The sequence below is a fragment of the Streptomyces sp. NPDC060232 genome (assembly GCF_042726555.1).
Taxonomy (GTDB): Bacteria; Actinomycetota; Actinomycetes; order Streptomycetales; family Streptomycetaceae; genus Streptomyces.
This window is the reverse complement of sequence record NZ_JBHXAG010000018.1, coordinates 1-20,929: the sequence shown is the minus strand read 5'-3', so window position 1 is coordinate 20,929 and position 20,929 is coordinate 1. Positions and strand designations below refer to the sequence as shown.

Here is a 20,929-nt window from a genome sequence, read left to right as displayed (position 1 = left end):
TGACCGGCCCGGCCGCCTGAGTGGCCGGGCGCCCGCGCCCTACGCCAGGCCGTCCGCCTGCAGGCCGGTCAGGACGGCCTGGCCCAGGGTGTGGACCGCGGACTGGGGGCGGACCATCACGGTGAACTCCTTGATCCGGCCCGAGTCGTCGAAGTGCAGCATGTCGATGCCGTGGATCTCCCTGCCGTCCACCGTGGCCCGGAAGGGCAGGACCGACGCGGGGGCCTCGGTGCCGTCCGCGCCGCTCTCCGTCGCGCCGTCGAAGTGGCCGACGTAGCGCAGGTCCTCGAAGACGCGCAGCAGGACCCCGAAGAGCCCCAGCACCATCAGCCTGCCCTCGAAGGGGCGGAACTTCACCGGGCTGTACAGCCTGACCTCCTCGGTGAACAGGTCCTCCAGCGCCGTCAGATCACGCTTCTCCACGGCGGCACGGAAGCGTTCGGCGGTCTCCGTCACGGACTCCACGGCCCCTCCTTATACTCAAGGAATTGACTAGTCGCTTTCTTGAGTATCATGCGGGGGAGATCGAGGAAAAGGGAAGGGGCGGCCGCGATGGCCTTGCGACATGCCGTACTGGCGGCGCTGCTGGACGGCGAGTTCAGCGGCTACGAGCTGGCGAAGTCGTTCGACATCGGCGTCGCGAACTTCTGGCACGCCTCCCCCCAGCAGCTCTACACCGAGCTGGCCAAGCTGGAGAAGGACGGCCTGGTCGAAGGCCGCCAGGTGGTCCAGGAGGCGCGCCCCAACAAGCGGCTCTTCCAGGTCACCGACGCCGGCCGCGCCGAACTGGAGGCGTTCGCGGCGGCGGCCGTCAAGCCCTCCGTCATCCGCGACGACCTCCTCGTCAAGGTCCAGACCGCCGACCGGATCGCCGCCGCGCCCGTGATCGCACAGCTCGAAGAGCGGGCAGCCGCCGCCGACGCCAAGATCGACCTCCTCGGCAGGGTGCTGCGTAAGATGCGCGGCGACCTCGACGAGGAGGAGTTCCTGCTCCGCGGCGACGCGATCGGCGGGTACCTGACCTGCCTGCGCGGCATCGCCTTCGAGCAGGGCCACCGCGACTGGTGCCGCCGCAGCGCGGCGGTCCTGCGAGAGCGAGAGGGGCTGACCGCCCGTGCCGACGAACGCTGAGGACCGGACCGGGGACCGGACCGAGGACGGGAGCCAGTACCGGCGCTACGTCGCCCTGGGCGACAGCCAGACCGAAGGCCTCGGCGACGGCGACGACACCGCGGGCCTGCGCGGCTTCGCCGACCGCTTCGCCGGACACCTGGAAGCCGCCCGCCCCGGCCTGCTCTACGCCAACCTCGCCGTCCGGGGACGGCTCGCCGGCCAGGTCCGCGCCGAACAGCTCGGGCCCGCCCTGGCCCTGCGCCCCGACATCGCCACCGTCGTCGCAGGGGTCAACGACGTGCTGCGGCCCCGCTTCGCGGCGGCCGAGGTCGCCGGGCACCTGGAGGAGATGTTCGCCGCGCTCACGGCCGCCGGGGCGCACGTGGCGACCGTGACCTTCCCCGACATCGGCAGGATCGCGCCCCTCGCCCGGCCCCTCGCCCCCCGCCTGGTCGAACTCAACGAACTCGTCCGCGCCGCGGCCGCCCGGCACGGGGTGTACGTCGCCGAGACCGCCCTGCCGGAGGCCGTGGCGGACCCGCGGATGTGGACCGAGGACCGCCTGCACGCCAGCTCCCTCGGCCACGAACGCATCGCCGCCGCCCTCGCCCACGCCGTCGGCCTCCCCGGCAGCGACGACACCTGGACGCAGCCGCTGCCCCCGCCGGACGCGCTGCGCCGCTCGGCCGTCGCGGCCGAACTGCGCTGGGCCGCCGCGTTCCTCGGTCCCTGGCTGGGCCGCCGCCTGCGCGGCCGCTCCTCCGGAGACGGCCGCACCGCCAAACGCCCCGACCTGCTCCCCCTGGCCGCCGGTGCCGCCGGGAAGGGCTGATCCGCCCCCGCGTCCGGGCCGCGCCTCAGTCGAACCAGCGGTCCCGGGCCAGTTCCGCCGTGCGGGACGGGTCCTCCAGCAGGGCCGCCACCTCGAAGCGGCGCGGCCACTGGCCCGCCGACCAGGCCAGGCCCGCCGCCACGCCCTCCAGGGTGGACGCGTGGAGGGTGCCGTCGGGCGTGCGCCGCCAGTCCAGCTCGGTGCCGCCCGCGACCAGCTCCTCGTGCTCGACGTACGTTGCCGGGGTCGCCGGACCCAGCAGGACCCGCACCGACTCCGGGACCTCGTGCTCCTCACCCGGCGTGGTCACCTCCGCCGGGACCGTGTCCGACAGCCGGCGCACCTGGAGCAGGTCCGCCAGATCGGCCGCCCGCGACGGGGACACCGGCAGCAGCGGCAGGCCCGCCGCCAGCGGCAGCAGGTCCGGGGCGTCCGCGATCACCGCGTCCGCCGCGTCCACCACGAGCACCTCGCCGTCCACCACCGCCCGCAGCTCGTCCGGCAGGGTCACCTGCTCGGGGTCCAGATCGGCCAAAGCGCCGTACAGGCCGTGCAGCTGCCGGTCCGTCACCTCACGCTCCGGGTCGGCGAGCCGGCCCAACAGCTCGGCCGCGCCCCCGGGCTCGTCCAGCAGGGCCGCCACAGAGGTCCGCACCCCCAGCGCCCGCAGCACCTGCTCGTCCTCAAAACCGGTCGCGTCCGCCGAGGTGTACAGGCCCTCCAGCAGCGGGTCGCCGCCCGCCGCACGCAGGCCCGCCGGGCGGCGGCCGTCCAGCACCGGGTGGTCGCGCAGCCACCACGCCGTGTACGGGCGCACCGACTGTGTGGTGCCGTCGGGCAGCAGGATCCGCACGGGCTGGGTCAGCGCGTCCCGCAGCGGCGGCTGCGCCAGCATGGCGAGGGCCTGCGGCCAGCAGTCGTCGTCGACGAGGTCCAGGTCGCGGACGGCGACCAGCTCGGTCGCCACCGGCGGCACGGGGAGGTCCGGCAGCTGGTCCAGTACGTCCTCGCACCACACGTCCACCGCGTCCAGCAGCCCCGCGTCGTCCGGCTCGGCGAAGTCGCCCTCGCGGGGCTCCAGTTCGTCCGGGTCCAGGACCACGTCGGTGGCGCGCACCAGCTGGAACGCCGCCAGTACCCCGCACGCCGTCAGCGGTCCCTCACCCCACCGCTCGGCCAGCTCGCCGTCCACGTACGGGACCTCGTCCTCGCGGATGACGGAGGCCAGCGGCGAGCCCGGCAGCAGCAGTTCGCCCGCCGGGGTCAGCTCCCCGTCCTCGTCGGGCAGGGCCAGCGCCCCCAGCCACGGCTCGTCCCCCGGCGCCAGCTCCGCGTCGCGGACCAGCCCCAGCACCACCTCGGCCAGTTCGTCCGCGTCCAAGGTGTCGGCGTCCTCGTCCCAGATCTCCCCCGCGTCCAGGGAAGCGGCCACCGCCGCCCGCACCTGCGGGGTCGTCAGGACGGCGCGCGCCGTCGCCGGGAGGGAGCCGAGCTTCTCCAGCAGCGGGTGCGCCGCCTCCGGGTGGGCGACCTTCAGTCCCAGCCGGGCCAGGTCCGCGGGCGTATCCGCGTACGGGAGCAGGACGTGGCGCGGCCCGATCGCCGTACGGCCGTCGGCGAGCGGCACGGGCAGCCCGGACAGCCGGTCGGGGTCCACCCCGGCGAGGCTGTCGTAGAGCCGGTACCACCACTCGGGCGTCCGCTCGATGCCCGCGATCCGCTCGATGGCATCGCCCAGCGGGAGCCGGCCCACGCCCAGGGTGCGCAGCTCGGCGCGGCGCTCCAGGCCCGCGGGCAGCAGGGTCGGCAGGACCTCGGCCAGGACGCGTACGGTCTCCGCGCCCGCGCCCTCCACCACCTCGGCCTCGAAGGGGCGCAGGGCGCCCCGTTCCTCCGCGTGCTCGGGCGGCGCGGCCGGTGCGAGGAACGCCGTACGGGGCAGCCGCTGCAGCACGGCGGCGCGCAGCGCCCCGTCCAGCTCGCCCCTGCCGAGCGGGCCGGGGACCAGGTCCACGAGCCCGGTGCTCACCGGGTCCCAGGAGCCGAGGAGTTCGGCGTACGCGTCGGCCGCGCGCTCCACGAGGAAGTCGGTCAGCGGTCCCGGCGCCGGGTGGCGGCGGCTGGTGTCCAGCGGCAGGGTCGCGATGAGCAGCGCCGGGATGCCCAGCGGCTCGTCGGTGGGCGTCGGGGCGTGCACCACGGGCGCGGTGGTCGGGCGCAGCGGGGCGCCGTCGGAGTCGACGGGCACCGCCCACGACACCGTCCAGGAGGGCCGCAGCCGTTCCTCGACGGGCCGGTCGGCGAGCAGCGCCCGCTCGATGGCACCGCCGTGGCGGACGGTGCGCCAGCGGGTGGTGTGGGTGGCGGAGTCGGCGGTGTCCTCGACGACGGTGTACGCGCCCTCGTCGCGGCGGCCCAGCGTGCGCGAGCCGGCGGGGGTCTCCACGACGACCTCGCACAGCCCGGGCAGGGTCAGCAGGAGGGCGTCGTCGATGCCGGCGAGCAGCCGCTGCACGAGGTCCTCGGCGGCGGCGTCGCGCAGCGGGAGGACCACGACGGTGTCGTAGCCCTCGGGGGCGGTGCCCTCGGCGGGCAGGGGGAGCCGGAGCAGCGGCACGTGACCGTCGCGGCGGCGCAGTTCGTCGCCGAGGCCGGGGCTGCCGACGGCGGCCTCGCGGGCCAGTTCGCGGGCCTCGGCGAGGGACCATCGGACACCGCCGTGGCGGCCGAGCACCGCGGGCTCGTCGCAGACGGCGAGGACGGCCGCGAAGCCGACCCCGAACCGGCCGACGCTCTCCGAGGCGGGCTCCCGCTTGGCGGAGGCCCGCAGGGTGCTCAAAGACTCCACGCCCGTCGCGTCCAGCGGGGCACCGGTGTTGGCGACGGCCAGCAGCGCGTGGCCGCCCTCGCCCTCGTGGAGGGTGAGCCGCAGCCGGCCTGGCACCTTGGCGCGGGCCGCGGCGTCGGCGGCGTTCTGGGCCAGCTCGACGACGAGCCGGTCCCGGTAGCCGCCGAGGGCGAGGTCCTCCTCGGCGTTGGCGTCCTCGCGGAACCGGGCCGGGCCGGCACCCCAGGCATCGAGCACGCCGCGCCGCAGCCGGGCCGTGCCGAAGGGGTCCACGCCGCTCTGGGCCGCCGTCACTCGCACGCTCACGCCGCTGCCTCCAAGAATCGCCCAACGGAACTCCTGAAGGTATCGCGTGCCGGGCCAGGCCCTGCCCGTGAGGTGCGCGAAGACGACGACGTCGGTCCGGGCGGGCCGCCCGCAGGCCCGTCGGAAACGGCCTTGCGGCCCGAAGTCCCGCGCGCGAAGGCCGAAGCCCCCGGTGACGACGAGTCGCCGGGGGCTTCGGAAAGGGTCGGACGGAGGACGGCTAGAGCTTCTCGATCACGTAGTCGATGCAGGCCGTCAGCGCCTGCACGTCCGCCGGGTCGATCGCCGGGAACATCGCGACGCGCAGCTGGTTGCGGCCGAGCTTGCGGTACGGCTCGGTGTCCACGATCCCGTTGGCACGCAGCACCTTCGCGACGGCCGCCGCGTCGATGTCGTCCGAGAAGTCGATCGTGCCGATGACGGCGGAGCGCTTGTCGGCGTCCACGACGAACGGCGTCGCGTACTTGGACGCCTCCGCCCAGCCGTACAGGTGGCGCGCGCTGGCCGCCGTACGGCCCGTGGTGAACTCCAGACCGCCCTGGCTGTTCATCCACTCCAGCTGCTGGTCCAGCAGGAAGAGGGTGGACAGCGCCGGGGTGTTGTACGTCTGGTTCTTCAGCGAGTTGTCGATCGCCGTCGGCAGCGAGAAGAACTCCGGGATGTGCCGGCCCGACGCGTGCACGCGGGCCGCGCGCTCCAGGGCCGCCGGGGAGAACGCCGCCAGCCACAGCCCGCCGTCGGAGGCGAAGGACTTCTGCGGCGCGAAGTAGTAGACGTCCGTCTCGGTGATGTCCACCGGCAGGCCGCCGGCGCCCGAGGTCGCATCCACCAGAACGAGGGACCCGGCGTCGGCGCCCGTGACCCGCTTGACCGGCGCCGCGACACCCGTCGAGGTCTCGTTGTGGGTGTACGCGTACACGTCCACGCCCGCCTCGGCCACCGGCTCGGGGTGCGTGCCCGGGTCGGAGGAGATCACGGACGGCTCGTCCAGCCACGGCGCGAGCTTCGCGGCCTTGGCGAACTTCGAGGAGAACTCGCCGAAGGTCAGGTGCTGGGACTTCCGCTCGATCAGACCGGCGGTCGCGATGTCCCAGAAGGCGGTGGAGCCGCCGTTGCCCAGGATCACCTCGTAGCCCTCGGGGAGGGAGAAGAGGTCCCGGAGGCCCTGGCGCACCGATCCGACCAGGTTCTTGACCGGGGCCTGGCGGTGTGAGGTTCCGAGCAGGGAGGTACCGGTGGCGGCGAGGGCGTCCAGCGCCTCGATCCGCACCTTGGAGGGGCCCGCGCCGAAGCGTCCGTCGGCGGGCTTGATGTCAGCGGGAATCTGGATCTCAGCCACGAGCGGAGCGTATCGGGTCCGGGTCCACGCTCCGGAAGCGCGTCCACCGGATGAGACGCGGCGCGACGCCCGCAGGACGGTGGCAGGCTGGGCGACGTGACGACACCCGGTGAAGTCGAGCGGACATTGCGGGCGGAGCTGCGCGGGGAGGTGGATTTCGGCGCCGCGGCACGCGCACTCGTGACCATGGACGCCTCCAACTACCGCCGCGTCCCCCTCGGCGTCGTCGCCCCGCGCGACGCCGACGACGTGGCCGCCGCACTGCGCGTGTGCGCCGAGGCAGGCGTTCCCGTCGTCCCCCGGGGCGGCGGCACCTCCGTCGCCGGGCAGGCCACCGGCGTGGGCGTCGTCCTCGACCTCACCCGGCACATGAACGCCCTGCTGTCCGTGGACCCGGCCGCCCGCACCGCCGTCGTCCAGCCCGGCCTGGTCCTCGACCGCCTCCGGGACGTCGTACGCCCGTACGGACTCACCTTCGGCCCCGACCCCTCCACCCACTCCCGCTGCACCCTCGGCGGCATGATCGGCAACAACGCGTGCGGCGCCCACTCCGTGGCCTGGGGGACCACCGCCGACAACGTCACCGAGCTCGCCGTGACGGCGTACGGGGGCAGCGCGCACCGCATCGGCACGGGCTGGGACGGCGCCCCCGCAGGACTGCGGGACCTGGTCACCGGGCACCTCGGGCTGCTGCGCACCGGCATGCCGCCCGGCTTCTCCCGGCGGATCTCCGGCTACGGCGGACTCGACGCCCTCCTGCCCGAACGCGGGGTGCGGCTCGCGCGCGCCTTCTGCGGCAGCGAAGGAACCCTCGGGGTGGTGACCGAGGCCGAAGTCCGTCTCGTGGAACTGCCGCCCGCGCCCGCCCTGGCCGTCCTCGGGTACGCCGACGAGAGCGCGGCGGCGGACGCGGCCGCCGGGCTGCTCGCGTACCGGCCGCTGACGGTCGAGGGCATGGCCGAGGACCTGCTCGGCGGCGCGGCGGGCAGGGGCGGCGGGGCCTCGGGGCTGCCGCGTGGCCGGGCCTGGCTGTTCGTGGAGATGCCCGACGAGGGGGGCGCGCGGGCCGTCGTACGGGGCGCCGACGCGCCGGACGCGCTGGTCGTCACAGACCCGGTGCGGCAGCGGGCGCTGTGGCGGATCCGCGAGGACGCCGCGGGCACCGCGACCAGGACCCCCGACGGGCGGATGGCCTGGCCGGGCTGGGAGGACTGCGCGGTCCCGCCGGCCCGGCTGGGCGCCTACCTGCGGGACTTCCGGGCCCTGCTGGCCGCCCACGGCCTGCACGGCACCCCGTACGGGCACTTCGGCGAGGGCTGCGTGCACGTACGCATCGACTTCGACCTGGCCTCGGCCGCCGGCGTTGCCCGCTACCGCACCTTCTCGGAGGAACTCGCCGAGCTGGTCGTCGCCCACGGCGGATCCCTGTCGGGCGAACACGGCGACGGGCAGGCGCGCGCAGAACTCCTGCAGAGGATGTACGGCGAGGACGTGATCCGGCTCTTCGGGGCGTACAAGGACGTGTGGGACCCGGCGGGCGGTATGAACCCGGGCATGCTGGTCCGGCCGGCCCGGCTGGACGAGAACCTCCGCTTCGCGGTCCTCCCGGCCACCCCCTTCGCCGGCGAGGTCGCACGGTGCGTCGGCGTGGCGAAGTGCCGTACGGGCGGGCCGGGCGCGTCGGGCGGCTCGGGCGTGATGTGCCCCTCCTACCGGGCCACCGGCGAGGAACAGCACTCCACGCGCGGCCGGGCCCGCCTGCTGCACGAGATGCTCGCCGGGGAGGTCGTCACCGACGGCTGGCGCTCCACGGAGGTCGCCGAGGCGCTCGACCTGTGCCTGGGGTGCAAGGGCTGCCTCAGCGACTGCCCGGTCGGCGTGGACATGGCCTCGTACAAGTCGGAGTTCCTGCACCACCACTGGGCCGGGCGGATCCGGCCGCTCGCCCACTACACGCTGGGCGGCCTGCCGGGATGGCTGCGCCTGATCGCCCGCCTGCGGGCGGCGGGCGCCGTCAACACGGCCGCCCGCCTCCTGCCGGTCCCCCTGCCGGGGCTGGCCCGGGAACGGTCCCTGCCGGAACTCGCGAAGCGGCCGTTCACGCGGGGGCCGGGCGGGCGCCCGGCGGGTAGGGGGCCGGCCCCGGCCGGCGGTGGGCCGGCGGGCAGGGGAGGCGCGGTGGCCGGGGCGGTGGCCGGGGACGGCGGGACCGTCCCTGCCGGTCCCGTCGTCACCCTCTGGCCCGACACCTTCACGGAGTACCTCACCCCCGAGGTCGGCCACGCCGCGCTCCGCGTGCTCCGGGCGGCCGGCCTGGACGTGTCCGTCCCCCGTACCCGCGGCCGGGTCTGCTGCGGTCTGACCTACCTCTCCACCGGCCGCCTCGACCGCGCCCGCAAGGTCCTGCGCCGGACCCTGGACACCCTCGGTGAGGTCCCCGGCCCCGTCACCGTCCTCGAACCGAGCTGCGCCGCGGCCCTGCGCGCCGACCTGCCCGCCCTGCTCCCCGACGACCCCCGCGCGGCCCGCCTGGCGGCTGCCGTGCGTACCGTCGCCGAGACCCTGGAGGAGTACGCCCCGGCCTGGCGGCCGCCCCGCCTCGACCGCGCCCTGGTCGGCCAGACCCACTGCCACCAGCACGCCGTCCTCGGCGACGCCGCGGACCGCCGACTGCGCGAACGCGCGGGACTCGTGGGGGAACCGGCCGGAGGCTGCTGCGGCCTCGCCGGGAACTTCGGCTTCGAGCCCGGCCACCACGAGGTGTCGGTCGCCTGCGCCGAGGAACAGCTCCTGCCGTCCCTGCGCGCGGCCCCGCCCGGCGCGGTGGTCCAGGCCGACGGGTTCTCCTGCCGGACCCAGATCGCCCAGCTGGGCGGCGTCCGGGCCCGTCACCTCGTGGAACTCCTCGCGGACGGGTTGGCGGACGACACGCAGCCGTAGCGAATATGTAAGGCAAGAGGGGCATCGACACTCCTTACCGGGGCTTAGTCTGGATGCATGCCCGCACCTACCGCGTCCCCGACGGCCGCCCCTGCCTCCGCACTCGCCACCGCACCCTCCGCCGAGGGAGCCCGGTCCCGCTTGGGGCCGGTCGCACTGGTGATCTCGGCCGGCATCTCGGTGCAGTTCGGCGCCGCCCTCGCGGTCATGATCATGCCCAGGGCGGGTGCGGCCGGCGTGGTGACCCTGCGCCTCGCGGCCGCCGCGATCGTGCTGCTGCTCCTGTGCCGGCCGAAGGTGCGCGGGTACACCCGCTCCGACTGGGGCACGGTCGTCGCGTTCGGCGTGGCCATGGCCGGCATGAACGGCCTCTTCTACCAGGCCATCGACCGGATCCCGCTCGGCCCGGCGGTCACCCTGGAGGTGCTCGGGCCGCTCGCCCTGTCCGTCGTCGTCTCCCGCCGCCTGGTGAACCTCCTGTGGGCCGGGCTCGCCCTCGGCGGCGTGGTCCTGCTGTCCGGCCACGGCGGGGGCGGCCTCGGCTTCGGCTCCCTCGACCCGCTGGGCGCGGCCTACGCGCTCGGGGCGGGCGCGATGTGGGCGGCGTACATCGTGTTCAGCGCGCGCACCGGCCGCCGCTTCCCGCAGGCCGACGGCCTGGCCCTGGCGATGGCCGCGGCCGCCGTCCTCTCGCTGCCGCTGGGTGTCATCGAGGCCGGCTCGGACCTGCTGGTGCCGAGCACCCTCGCGCTGGGCGTCGGCGTGGCCGTACTGTCCTCCGTGCTGCCCTACACCCTCGAACTGCTCGCCCTGCGGCGGATGCCGGCCCCGACCTTCGCGATCCTGATGAGCCTGGAGCCGGCCATCGCCGCCACGGCGGGCTTCCTCGTCCTGAACCAGGCCCTGTCGGCGCTGGACGCCGCGGCCATCGCCCTCGTGATCGCGGCCAGCATGGGCGCGGTCCGCTCCCAGATCGGAAAGCAGCCCGCCTGATGGACGTCACCGCCTACCTGGAAGCCGCCCCCGAAGCCCGCCGCACCGCCCTCGCCCGCCTGCGCGAGCTGTGCGTGACGGAACTGCCGGGCTTCGAGGAGGGCATCGCGTACGGGATGCCGGTCTACGTCCGCCCGGGCGGGACCGAAGCGGAGATCGCCTGGGCGGACCAGAAGCAGTACATCTCCTTCTACCTGATGCGCACGGACGTCCGGGACGCCTTCGCGGACCGCCTGGCGGGCCACGACATGGGCAAGGCCTGCCTGCGCTTCCGCAACCCCGCCAAGGTCGACTTCGACCTCCTGCGCGACCTCCTCCACGCGACGGCCCAGGCAGGCCCGGGCGGGGTGTGCTGAGGGGGTACGGGTACCAACGCGTGCGGGGCTTTCACCTTCACCCCCGCGGCCCCACCTTCCCGAGCCGGTGGCTGCCCGCCCACCCCCTGCGTCGGGTGCTGTGGGGGAGCGGGATCCGCGTATGCGGTGGTCAGGGACGATGGGACTGACGGGAAACCCCAAACCATCTCCGATCCCGCCCGAGTGGCTCCCGAACCCCCAGTCCTCTGCCGCCCCGCCGCCCCCCGCCCCGTGAACCCGTCCCCGCAACCCGCAACCGGAGCGGTTCGGCGTGCGTCATCTGGGGAGCGTGCGCCCGCCCGGACGGCCGCGGGGGACCGGCTGGGCGGGCGTACGGCATCAGCCGAGGGGGAGTTCCAGGTACGACGGGGTGGCCTCCGGGGAGGTGAAGTCCAGCGTCGCGCGGGGCAGGTTGGCATCGGCGTAGAAGGGGTCGCGGGCGTCGATCACCAGCATCAGGCGGTGGCCGCGCTGTACGTCGTACGCCGTGGCCTGAAGCTCGATGTCCGCGCTGATCAGGCTGTCCGGCGGGGACTCCAGGTCGCTGTACGGGGCGTGGGTGACGAGGTGCGCCGTGCCGTCCGGGGCCGTGTCGAGGAGGTACGCGACGAAGGTGGAACCGGGGTTCGCCGCCCGGTAGGTCACGCGGAGCCTGGGCGTGCCGCGCAGCCGGACGGTCTCCGCGGCCGGGTCGGCGGTCCAGACGGCGGCGACGGTGCGGTCGATGTCCTGCGTGAGGTAGACCTTCGGGCGGCCGGCCATCTCCGCGTACCCGGACTCGACGACCTTGTCGGCGACGGTCGCCGGGGTGTCCATTCCGCACAGCACGGTCGCCGTCCAGCCGGCCTCCGCGTCCGGGCCGAGTTCGCCGCCGTCGGCGAGGTAGAACCGTTGCAGCTGTTCGGTGACGGAGGGCCAGGTGGGGCGCGGTTCGAGGGTTCTGCTCCACATGACCTCGCCGATGAACTGGCCCTCGTCGTCGATGCCGTTGTCGATGCCCTTGAGGTAGTGGTCGAACCAGCGGTGGGCGTCCGTCCAGATCCGGTTGGGCAGGCCGAGGACGCCTGACATCTCGGGGCCCGAGTGGTCGCCTATGGAGAGGGCGAGGCGTTTGGGCCCGGTCAGTTCGTTGAACATCCGCAGCGTCTGGTTCGCGGGGAAGAGCGTCTCGTGCCAGGCGTGCGAGAAGAAGACGGGCACCTGGCGGCGGTTCAGCTCCTTGATGTGGGTGAACGGCGAGCGGACCTCGGCCCAGCGCAGGGTGCCCCGGACGTCGCTGCCGGTGAGGACGTTGTCGAAGACGCTCTGCGTCTGCGGGCTCAGGCGGGCCTTCGCGGCCGCCTTGAGCAGGGCCTTCACGGCCGCGACGTGGCGGGTGGAGTTCTCGTGGAAGGCCTCCCCGAGGTCGCCCCAGGTGCTGAGCGCGACGACGGCGTCGACGCGGGTGTCGTGCGCGGCGACGAGCTGGCTGATGCCGGAGCCGTACGAGTCCCCGAGGAAGCCGATCTTCGTCACGGGCCCGGTGCTGCGCTCGATCAGGTGGTCCAGGGCGCGGCTGCCGTCGGCGACGTCGAGCGGGCCGGCCACGTCGACCTGCCCCTCGGAGCCGGCGAAGCCGCGCGTGGAGTAGGCGAGGACGTTGTAGCCGCGGGCCGCGAAGAGGGTGGCCTGGACGGCGTACGCGAGCCAGCCCAGGCTGGTCCAGGGCGACGGCATGACGATCACCGGGCGCGGCTGGGCTCCGGTGTGCCGCCAGAGCGCCGCGTCGAGGAGGTCGCCGTCGGCGCCGGTGACCTTGCCGCGGGTGAAGACGGTGAGGGTGCGCGCCTCGGCGACCTCGGCTGCGCGGGCGGGCGGCAGGCCGGTGACGTCGCCGCTCTCCAGCGCGGAGACGAAGGCGCCGAGGGCGGTCGCGTCGAGTTCGGGATAGAGGGAGAAGGGAGGTTGGGCGGCTGGGGTCACGTCAGTTCATCCTCTTGGTCGAGTGACACGAACGTGGGCGCCCGCCCGGGCCCGGAGCGGAGCGTTCAGTATCGACGGGACATCCGGTGACGTATCGCGGGTTTCCGGCTTACGGCCTGAATCCCCCTCCGTGGTCCCCGGCGTGTTCGTGCCGCGAGACCTGCGGCCGGTGCGGGTGTGGATCAACTACCCGTGGATTGCGGTGGTTTGGTGTGGGTGGCGGGAAGGTGTTCCCCGTTCGAGAAAATCATGCAAGCGTGCTTGATTGTTTTCCTGGGTGCTGCCAGTCTTCCCCTCACGCCGAGAAGGGGAGCGCACCGTGCCCGATCCGTCCGCCGTCGACGACGCCGTCGCCGTGTTCACCGATCTGCGCGAGGAGGGGCGGGAACTCGACGCCCTCGTCGAGCGGTTGCCCGGCCCGGACTGGGCCCGGCCCACGCCCGCACCCGGCTGGACCATCGCCCACCAGATCGCCCACCTGCACTGGACCGACCGGGCCTCGCTGCTCTCCCTCACCGACGCCGCCGGCTTCGGCCACATGGTCGAGGAGGCGCTGAAAGCCCCCGACTCCTTCGTCGACGACGGCGCGCGGGAGGGCGCGGCGCTGCCGCCCGCCGAGCTGCTCACCCGCTGGCGCGACACGCGCGGCGCACTCGCCCAGGCCCTCACCGAGGCCCCGCCCGACACCCGTTTCCCCTGGTACGGGCCGCCGATGAAGGCCGCCTCGATGGCCAGCGCCCGCCTGATGGAGACCTGGGCGCACGGCCAGGACGTGGCCGACGCGCTCGGCGTGCGCCGCACTCCCACCGCGCGGCTGCGGCACGTGGCGCGGATCGGCGTACGGGCCCGCGACTACGCCTACGCCGTACGCGGACTGCCCGCGCCCGAGGGGGAGTTCCGAGTGGAGCTGACCGCGCCCGACGGCGCGGGGGTGTGGGCGTACGGGCCGCCGCAGGCCCCGCAGCGGATCACCGGCCCGGCCCTCGACTTCTGCCTGCTGGTGACCCAGCGGGCCCACCGGGCCGACCTCGCCCTGACCGCGACCGGCCCCGACGCGGACCGCTGGCTGGACATCGCCCAGGCCTTCGCCGGACCGGCGGGCGCCGGGCGGGAGCCGGGCGCTGGGCGGGAGCCGGAGGCCGGACGGGAGTCGGAGGCCGGACGGGAAGCGGAGGCCGGACGATGAGCCGTCGGCCGCTGCGCATCGGCAATGCGTCCGGCTTCTACGGCGACCGGTTCAGCGCCCTGCGCGAGATGCTCACCGGCGGCCCGCTGGACGTGCTGACCGGGGACTACCTGGCCGAGCTGACCATGCTGATCCTGGGCCGGGACCGCCTGAAGGACCCGGACCTCGGCTACGCCAAGACCTTCCTGCGCCAGTTGGAGGAGGGGCTCGGGCTCGCGCACGAGCGGGGTGTGCGGATCGTCACCAACGCGGGCGGTCTCCACCCCGCCGGACTCGCCGACGCGGTACGGGCTCTGGCGGCCGAGGTCGGCGTACCCGTCTCGGTGGCCCACGTCGAGGGCGACGACCTCACGGCCCGCGAGGACGGCGCCCTGACGGCCAACGCCTACCTCGGCGGCGCCGGTATCACGGCCTGCCTGCGGGCCGGCGCGGACGTGGTCGTCACCGGCCGGGTCACGGACGCGGCGCTGGTCAGCGGCCCGGCGGCCTGGTGGTTCGACTGGTCGCCGGAGGACCTCGACCGGCTGGCGGGAGCGGTGGTCGCGGGCCATGTCCTGGAATGCGGCACCCAGGCCACCGGCGGCAACTACTCCTTCTTCACGGCCCACGACGTCCGCCGCCCCGGCTTCCCGCTCGCGGAGATCTCCTCGGACGGCTCGGCGGTCATCACCAAGCACCCGGGGACGGGAGGGGTGGTCTCGGTCGGCACGGTCACCGCCCAGCTCCTCTACGAGACCCAGGGCGTCCGCTACCTGGGCCCGGACGTGACCGCCCGCCTGGACACGGTCCGACTCACCGACGACGGACCCGACCGCGTGCGGATCTCGGGAGTGCGCGGGGAGCAGCCGCCGTCCACCCTCAAGGTGGGCGTGACCCGGATCGGCGGCTGGCGCAACGAGGTGGTCTTCGTCCTGACCGGCCTGGACATCGAGGCGAAGGCGGACCTCGTCCGCGCCCAGCTCGCCGAGACCCTGGAGGGCGTCGCCGACGCCGCCTGGACCCTGGCCCGTACCGACCACGAGGACGCCGACACGGAGGAGACGGCGAGCGCCCTGCTGCGCCTGGTGGTCCGCGACCCGTCCCCCGACCGGGTCGGCCGCGCCCTGACCTCGACGGCCGTCGAACTGGCCCTGGGCAGTTGCCCGGGCTTCCACGTCACCACCCCACCGGGCCCTGCCCAGCCCTACGGCGTCTTCGCCTCGACCTCCGCCCCGGCGACCGAGGTCCCCCACACCGCAGTCCTCCCGGACGGCACCCGCATCCCGATCCCCGCCCCGCCATCTCCAGCCCGGCCGACGGAGCCCGCTGTTTCAGCCCGCCCAACGGCCGCTTCCGGACCCCGCGTCCCGTCATCGGGGCCCGCTGATCCAGCCCCGTCGGCGGCGGCTTCCGCACCCTGTGTTCCGCCATCGGGGCCCTCTGTTTCAGCCTCGCCGGCGTTTGAGGCGCGGGGGTACGGGGGCGGAGCCCCCGAAGGGGTCGGGGGCGCAGCACCCGCCGGGTCCGGGGCGGAGCCCCGGGCGACCGTCCGCGCCCCCCTCGGGGCGCTGGCCGGGGCCCGCAGCGGCGACAAGGGCGGCGACGCCAACGTCGGCGTCTGGGCCGAGTCCGCCCCCGCCTGGCACTGGCTTCGCGACACCCTCACCGTCGACCGGTTCCGGGCCCTGCTCCCCGAGACCCGCGACCTCGCCGTGCAGCGGCACGAACTGCCCCACCTCCGCGCCCTGAACTTCACCGTCACCGGCATCCTCGGCGACGGCGTCGCGTCCGGCCACCGCTTCGACCCCCAGGCCAAGGCCCTCGGCGAATGGCTGCGCGCCCGCCACCTCGACATCCCCGTCGACCTCCTGCCACCACCGGCCCGCACCGAGCCGGCCCCGGCCCCCGCACCTGCCTCCGTCTCGCAGCCGGCCCCGGCCCCCGCACCTGCCTCCGTCTCGCAGCCCGCCCAGGGCCCCGCACCCGTATCCGCCCCGCAGCCCGCCCAGGGCCCCGCACCCGCCCCGGAGGGGACCGGCCCATGACCCGCCTGCGCACCACCGTCGACTCCCAGGCCCCCGAGCACACCAGCGCCCGTACGGCCGCACTGGAGCGCCTCGACGCCCTCGACGCCGAGCACGCCAAAGCCCTGCAGGGCGGCGGGGACACGTACACGGCCCGCCACAAGAAGCGCGGCAAGCTCCTGGCGCGCGAGCGTGTCGAGCTGCTCCTCGACCCCGACACCCCGTTCCTTGAGCTGTCCCCGCTCGCCGCCTGGGGCAGCGACTACCCCGTCGGCGCGTCCATGGTCACCGGCATCGGCACGGTCGAGGGCGTCGAATGCCTGGTCACCGCCAACGACCCCACCGTCCGGGGCGGCGCCAGCAACCCCTGGACGCTGAAGAAGGCGCTGCGGGCCAACGAGATCGCCCGGCAGAACCGCCTGCCCGTCATCAGCCTCGTGGAGTCCGGCGGCGCCGACCTGCCCTCCCAGAAGGAGATCTTCATCCCGGGCGGCGCGATCTTCCGCGACCTCACTCGGCTCTCCGCCGAAGGCATCCCGACCGTCGCGGTCGTCTTCGGCAACTCCACCGCCGGAGGCGCGTACATCCCCGGCATGTCCGACCACACCGTCATGATCAAAGACCGCTCCAAGGTGTTCCTCGGAGGCCCGCCCCTGGTCAAGATGGCCACCGGCGAGGAGAGCGACGACGAGTCCCTGGGCGGGGCCGACATGCACGCCCGCATCTCCGGACTCGCCGACCACTACGCCCTCGACGAGTACGACGCCATCCGCCAGGCCCGCCGCATCGTGGCCCGCCTGAACCACCGCAAGCCCCACCAGGACCCGCCGAAGGCCGAGGAACCCCTCTACGACCCGGAGGAGCTCCTCGGGATCGTTCCGCCCGACCTGAAGACCCCCTTCGACCCCCGCGAGGTCATCGCCCGCATCGTCGACGCCTCCGACTTCGACGAGTTCAAGCCGCTCTACGGCACCAGCCTCGTCACCGGCTGGGCCACCCTCCACGGATACCCGGTCGGCATCCTCGCCAACGCCCAGGGCGTGCTGTTCAGCGCCGAGTCCCAGAAGGCCGCGCAGTTCATCCAGCTCGCCAACCAGCGTGACATCCCGCTGCTCTTCCTCCACAACACCACCGGCTACATGGTCGGCAAGGAGTACGAGCAGGGCGGCATCGTCAAACACGGCTCGATGATGATCAACGCGGTCTCCAACTCGCGCGTCCCCCACCTCTCCGTCCTGATCGGCGCCAGCTACGGCGCCGGCCACTACGGCATGTGCGGCCGCGCCTACGAGCCCCGCTTCCTCTTCGCCTGGCCCAGCGCCAAGTCCGCCGTCATGGGCCCCCAGCAGCTCGCCGGAGTCCTCTCCATCGTGTCCCGGCAGTCCGCCGCCGCCAAGGGACTCCCGTACGACGAGGAGCAGGACGCCGGCATGCGGGCCTTCGTCGAGGCGCAGATCGAGTCCGAGTCCCTCCCCATGTTCCTGTCCGGGCGGCTGTACGACGACGGGGTCATCGACCCGCGCGACACCCGTACCGTCCTCGGCCTGTGCCTGTCGGCCGTCCACAACGCCCCCGTCGAGGGCGCCCGTGGCGGCTTCGGCGTCTTCCGGATGTGAGCCCGCACATGACGAACCTGACCTCCCTCCTCGTCGCCAACCGCGGCGAGATCGCCGTACGGATCTTCCGCACGGCCCGCGACCTGGGCCTGGCCACCGTCGCCGTCCACTCCGACCCCGACGCCGACGCCCTGCACGTGCGAGCCGCCGACGCGGCCGTACGGCTGCCGGGCGCGGCCCCCGCAGACACCTACCTGCGCGGCGACCTGGTCATCAAAGCCGCCCTTGCCGCCGGAGCCGACGCCGTCCACCCCGGCTACGGCTTCCTCTCCGAGAACGCCGACTTCGCCCGCCAGGTCCAGGACTCCGGCCTGACCTGGATCGGCCCGCCCCCCGAGGCCATCGAGGCCATGGCCTCCAAGACCCGGGCCAAGGAACTGATGCGCGCCGCCGGTGTCCCGCTCCTCGACCCCGTCGACCCCGCCACCGCCACCCCCGCCGACCTGCCCCTCCTACTGAAGGCGGCCGCCGGCGGAGGCGGCCGCGGCATGCGCGTGGTCCGCGACCTGGGCGCCCTCAAGGAATCCCTCCGCGCCGCGTCCGCCGAGGCGGCCTCCGCCTTCGGCGACGGCGAGGTGTTCGCCGAGCCCTACGTCGAACGCGGCCGCCACGTCGAGGTGCAGATCCTCGCCGACGCCCACGGCACCGTCTGGGCCCTCGGCACCCGCGACTGCTCCCTCCAGCGCCGCCACCAGAAGGTCATCGAGGAGGCCCCGGCACCCGGCCTGCCCGACACCCTGCGCGAGCGCCTCCACACCGCCGCCGTCGCCGCCGCCCGCGCCGTCTCCTACCGCGGCGCGGGCACCGTCGAGTTCCTCGTCACCGCCGACGGACGCCCGTACTTCCTGGAGATGAACACCCGCCTCCAGGTCGAACACCCGGTCACCGAAGCCGTCTTCGGCCTCGACCTCGTCGCCCTCCAACTGCGCGTCGCCGAGGGTGCTGCCCTGCCCCCTTCGCCCCCGGAACCCACCGGCCACGCCGTCGAGGCCCGCCTCTACGCCGAGGACCCCGCCCAGGACTGGCGCCCCCAGACCGGCGTCCTGCACACCCTCGACATCCCCGGCCGGGTCCGCGTCGACACCGGCTTCACCGACGGCGACACCGTCGGCATCCACTACGACCCCATGCTCGCCAAGGTCGTCGCCCACGCCCCCACCCGCGCCGAGGCCGTACGCGCCCTCGCCCACGCCCTCGCCGGAGCCCGCATCCACGGGCTCACCACCAACCGCGAACTGCTCGTAGGCTCGCTGCGCCACCCGGAGTTCACCGCCGCACAGCTCGACACCGGCTTCTACGACCGCCACCTCGCCGCCCTCACGGAGAGCACCCCGGACGCCGGTACGGCCGCCCTCGCCGCAGCCCTCGCCGAGGCCGCCCCCGCCCCGGACGCCCCCCTCGCCGCCCGCCTCGGCGGCTGGCGCAACCTCCGCTCCCAGCCGCAGACCCGCCGCTACACCTCCGCCGGCACCGAGTACGAGGTCCAGTACCGCCCCGTCGACCACCCGGGCGTTCGACTCCTGTCCGCCGAACGGCACCTCGTCACCCTCGAAGTCGACGGCATCCGCCGGATGTTCCACGTGAAACGAAATTCGAACAACACCGAGATCTACGTCGACTCCCCACTCGGAGCCCACACCCTCACCCCCGTCCCCCGGTTCCCCGACCCCCAGGACCGCACCGAACCGGGCTCCCTGCTCGCCCCCATGCCCGGCACCGTCGTCCGCGTCGCCGAGGGCCTCGCCCCCGGCAGCCCCGTCACCGCCGGGCAGCCCCTGCTCTGGCTGGAGGCCATGAAGATGGAGCACCGCATCCTCGCTCCGGCCTCCGGCACGCTCACCGCGCTCCACGCCGTCACCGGCCAACAGGTCGAATTCGGCGCCCTGCTCGCCGTAGTCCAGGAGGAACCGCAGCCATGAGCTCCACCATCGAATCCGCCGAACACAAGGCCCTGCGCACCGCCGTGGCCGCCCTCGGACAGCGCTACGGCCGCGAGTACGTCGCCCGCCTCGCCCGAGAGGGCGGCCACCCCGACGAACTGTGGGCCGACGCCGCGAAGCTCGGCTACCTCGGCGTCAACCTCCCCGAGGAGTACGGCGGCGGAGGCGGCGGCATCACCGAACTCTCCATCGTCCTCGAAGAACTGGGCGCCGCCGGCTGCCCCCTGCTCATGATGGTCGTCTCGCCCGCCATCTGCGGGACGGTCATCGCCCGCTTCGGTACCGACGAGCAGAAGCGGACCTGGCTCCCCGGCCTCGCCGACGGCAGCCGCAGCATGGCCTTCGGCATCACCGAACCCGACGCCGGCTCCAACTCCCACCGCATCACCACCACCGCCCGCCGCGACGGCGACGACTGGATCCTCACCGGCCGCAAGGTCTTCATCTCCGGCGTCGACATCGCCGACGCCACGCTGATCGTCGGCCGCACCGAGGACGCCCGGACGGGGCGCCTGAAGCCCTGCCTGTTCATCGTCCCGCGCGACACCCCCGGCTTCGGCCGCTCGGTCATCGACATGGAACTCCAGGCGGCGGAGAAGCAGTTCGAACTGACCCTGGACGAGGTCCGCCTGCCGTCCTCCGCGCTGGTCGGCGACGAGGACGCCGGCCTGCTCCAGCTCTTCGCCGGCCTCAACCCCGAACGCATCATGACCGCCGCCTTCGCCATCGGCATGGGCCGCTACGCCCTCGCCCGGGCCGTCGAGTACGCGAAGACCCGCCAGGTCTGGAAGGAGCCGATCGGCGCCCACCAGGCCGTCGCCCACCCGCTGGCCCAGGCGCACATCGAACTGGAACTGGCCCGCCTGATGATGTCCAAGGCGGCCCACCTGTACGACGAGGGCGACGACATGGGTGCGGGCGAGGCCGCGAACATGGCGAAGTACGCGGCGGGGGAGGCGTGCGTCCGCGCGGTCGACCAGTCCGTCCACACCCTCGGCGGCAACGGCCTCACCCGCGAATACGGCCTCGGCTCCCTCATCACGGCCTCCCGCGTGGCCCGCATCGCCCCGGTCAGCCGCGAGATGATCCTCAACTTCGTCTCCCACCAAACGCTGGGCCTCCCCAAGTCCTACTGACTCCCTGCGGGTTTCCCTGCGGGCGGCTCGGCGGTGGGTTGCTCGGCTTGCGCCGGGTGCCGGGCGCTGCCCGGACCCGCGCCTCAAGCGCCGGCGGGGCTGGAAGGTGCGGGTTGCCCTGCGGGCGGCTCGGCGGTGGGTTGCTTTGGCTTGCGCCGGCTGCCGGGCGCTGCCCGGGCCCGCGCCTCAAGCGCCGGCGGGGCTGGAAGGTGCGGGTTGCCCTGCGGGCGGCTCGGCGGTGTGCGGGTTTCGGCGAAGCCGGGTCGGCCGGGACGTGCCCGCGCGCGCCGAGCCGAGGAGATCCTCGTGCGGGGCACCACCCCACCCCCCGACCCCGCCAAGCACCCGCGCGAGACCAA

Annotated in this window: 14 protein-coding genes; 10 read left to right on the top strand and 4 right to left on the bottom strand. The window is 74.3% G+C overall.

What is annotated here, in order from left to right; translation table 11 throughout:
• Positions 1–39: 39 nt before the first annotated feature.
• Positions 40–456, bottom strand: a complete 417-nt coding sequence (locus ACFWFZ_RS24280) for a nuclear transport factor 2 family protein (RefSeq protein WP_387125104.1) — start codon at positions 454–456, stop codon at positions 40–42.
• A 96-nt stretch (positions 457–552) separates the two neighbouring features.
• Here ACFWFZ_RS24280 and ACFWFZ_RS24275 point away from each other — a divergent pair, with 96 nt between their 5' ends.
• On the top strand, positions 553–1,131 hold the full coding sequence (locus ACFWFZ_RS24275; RefSeq protein WP_387124940.1) for a PadR family transcriptional regulator: 579 nt from the start codon (positions 553–555) through the stop codon (positions 1,129–1,131).
• Positions 1,115–1,945, top strand: a complete 831-nt coding sequence (locus ACFWFZ_RS24270; protein WP_387124937.1) for an SGNH/GDSL hydrolase family protein — start codon at positions 1,115–1,117, stop codon at positions 1,943–1,945. Before ACFWFZ_RS24275 ends, ACFWFZ_RS24270 begins: the two co-directional genes overlap by 17 nt.
• Before the next feature lie 25 nt (positions 1,946–1,970).
• On the opposite strand, the gene ACFWFZ_RS24265 is transcribed toward ACFWFZ_RS24270, so the two are convergent.
• Together ACFWFZ_RS24265 and serC are read right to left on the bottom strand one after the other, a co-directional pair.
• Complete coding sequence (locus ACFWFZ_RS24265; protein ID WP_387124936.1) at positions 1,971–5,099, bottom strand: sacsin N-terminal ATP-binding-like domain-containing protein; 3,129 nt, start codon at positions 5,097–5,099, stop codon at positions 1,971–1,973.
• A gap of 220 nt (positions 5,100–5,319) precedes the next feature.
• On the bottom strand, positions 5,320–6,438 hold the full coding sequence (gene serC, locus ACFWFZ_RS24260) for a phosphoserine transaminase (RefSeq protein ID WP_387124935.1): 1,119 nt from the start codon (positions 6,436–6,438) through the stop codon (positions 5,320–5,322).
• 96 nt (positions 6,439–6,534) lie between these two features.
• Between serC and ACFWFZ_RS24255 the strand changes: the two genes are divergently transcribed.
• The 3 genes from ACFWFZ_RS24255 to ACFWFZ_RS24245 are packed head-to-tail and all read left to right on the top strand — an operon-like array spanning position 6,535 to position 10,727.
• Entirely contained in the window at positions 6,535–9,378 is a 2,844-nt protein-coding gene (locus ACFWFZ_RS24255; protein ID WP_387124934.1) for an FAD-binding and (Fe-S)-binding domain-containing protein, read from the top strand.
• A gap of 57 nt (positions 9,379–9,435) precedes the next feature.
• Positions 9,436–10,371 carry a DMT family transporter gene (locus tag ACFWFZ_RS24250; RefSeq protein WP_387124932.1) on the top strand — a complete coding sequence of 312 codons (936 nt, stop codon included), beginning with the start codon at positions 9,436–9,438 and terminating at the stop codon, positions 10,369–10,371.
• The gene (locus ACFWFZ_RS24245) at positions 10,371–10,727 is read left to right on the top strand and encodes a DUF1801 domain-containing protein (RefSeq protein WP_387124931.1); all 357 of its coding nucleotides are present in this window, start codon (positions 10,371–10,373) and stop codon (positions 10,725–10,727) included. Before ACFWFZ_RS24250 ends, ACFWFZ_RS24245 begins: the two co-directional genes overlap by 1 nt.
• 339 nt (positions 10,728–11,066) lie before the next feature.
• Here ACFWFZ_RS24245 and ACFWFZ_RS24240 read toward each other — a convergent pair whose 3' ends face one another.
• Entirely contained in the window at positions 11,067–12,689 is a 1,623-nt protein-coding gene (locus tag ACFWFZ_RS24240) for a CocE/NonD family hydrolase (protein WP_387124930.1), read from the bottom strand.
• Positions 12,690–13,008: 319 nt separating this feature from the next.
• On the opposite strand from ACFWFZ_RS24240, the gene ACFWFZ_RS24235 reads away from it, so the two are divergent.
• The 5 genes from ACFWFZ_RS24235 to ACFWFZ_RS24215 are packed head-to-tail and all read left to right on the top strand — an operon-like array spanning position 13,009 to position 20,570.
• Positions 13,009–13,875 (top strand): TIGR03084 family metal-binding protein, encoded by an 867-nt coding sequence (locus ACFWFZ_RS24235; protein ID WP_387124929.1) that lies wholly within the window; start codon positions 13,009–13,011, stop codon positions 13,873–13,875.
• Positions 13,872–15,899, top strand: coding sequence for an acyclic terpene utilization AtuA family protein (locus ACFWFZ_RS24230; protein WP_387124928.1), 2,028 nt, complete (start codon positions 13,872–13,874; stop codon positions 15,897–15,899). The genes ACFWFZ_RS24235 and ACFWFZ_RS24230 overlap by 4 nt, the downstream gene beginning before the upstream one ends.
• Complete coding sequence (locus ACFWFZ_RS24225) at positions 15,896–17,494, top strand: acyl-CoA carboxylase subunit beta (protein WP_387124927.1); 1,599 nt, start codon at positions 15,896–15,898, stop codon at positions 17,492–17,494. Before ACFWFZ_RS24230 ends, ACFWFZ_RS24225 begins: the two co-directional genes overlap by 4 nt.
• 8 nt (positions 17,495–17,502) lie before the next feature.
• A complete protein-coding gene (locus tag ACFWFZ_RS24220) occupies positions 17,503–19,413 on the top strand; it encodes a biotin carboxylase N-terminal domain-containing protein (RefSeq protein ID WP_387124926.1) in 1,911 nt (636 codons plus the stop codon).
• The gene (locus tag ACFWFZ_RS24215) at positions 19,410–20,570 is read left to right on the top strand and encodes an acyl-CoA dehydrogenase family protein (RefSeq protein WP_387124925.1); all 1,161 of its coding nucleotides are present in this window, start codon (positions 19,410–19,412) and stop codon (positions 20,568–20,570) included. The genes ACFWFZ_RS24220 and ACFWFZ_RS24215 overlap by 4 nt, the downstream gene beginning before the upstream one ends.
• Positions 20,571–20,929: the final 359 nt, after the last annotated feature.

What these genes read in the sequence shown, in the direction of transcription:
- ACFWFZ_RS24275 (WP_387124940.1), top strand. Translation starts at nt 553, where the DNA reads ATGGCCTTGCGACATGCCGTACTGGCGGCGCTGCTGGACGGCGAGTTC.
- ACFWFZ_RS24250 (WP_387124932.1), top strand. Translation starts at nt 9,436, where the DNA reads ATGCCCGCACCTACCGCGTCCCCGACGGCCGCCCCTGCCTCCGCACTC.
- ACFWFZ_RS24245 (WP_387124931.1), top strand. Translation starts at nt 10,371, where the DNA reads ATGGACGTCACCGCCTACCTGGAAGCCGCCCCCGAAGCCCGCCGCACC.
- ACFWFZ_RS24230 (WP_387124928.1), top strand. Translation starts at nt 13,872, where the DNA reads ATGAGCCGTCGGCCGCTGCGCATCGGCAATGCGTCCGGCTTCTACGGC.
- ACFWFZ_RS24225 (WP_387124927.1), top strand. Translation starts at nt 15,896, where the DNA reads ATGACCCGCCTGCGCACCACCGTCGACTCCCAGGCCCCCGAGCACACC.
- ACFWFZ_RS24220 (WP_387124926.1), top strand. Translation starts at nt 17,503, where the DNA reads ATGACGAACCTGACCTCCCTCCTCGTCGCCAACCGCGGCGAGATCGCC.
- ACFWFZ_RS24215 (WP_387124925.1), top strand. Translation starts at nt 19,410, where the DNA reads ATGAGCTCCACCATCGAATCCGCCGAACACAAGGCCCTGCGCACCGCC.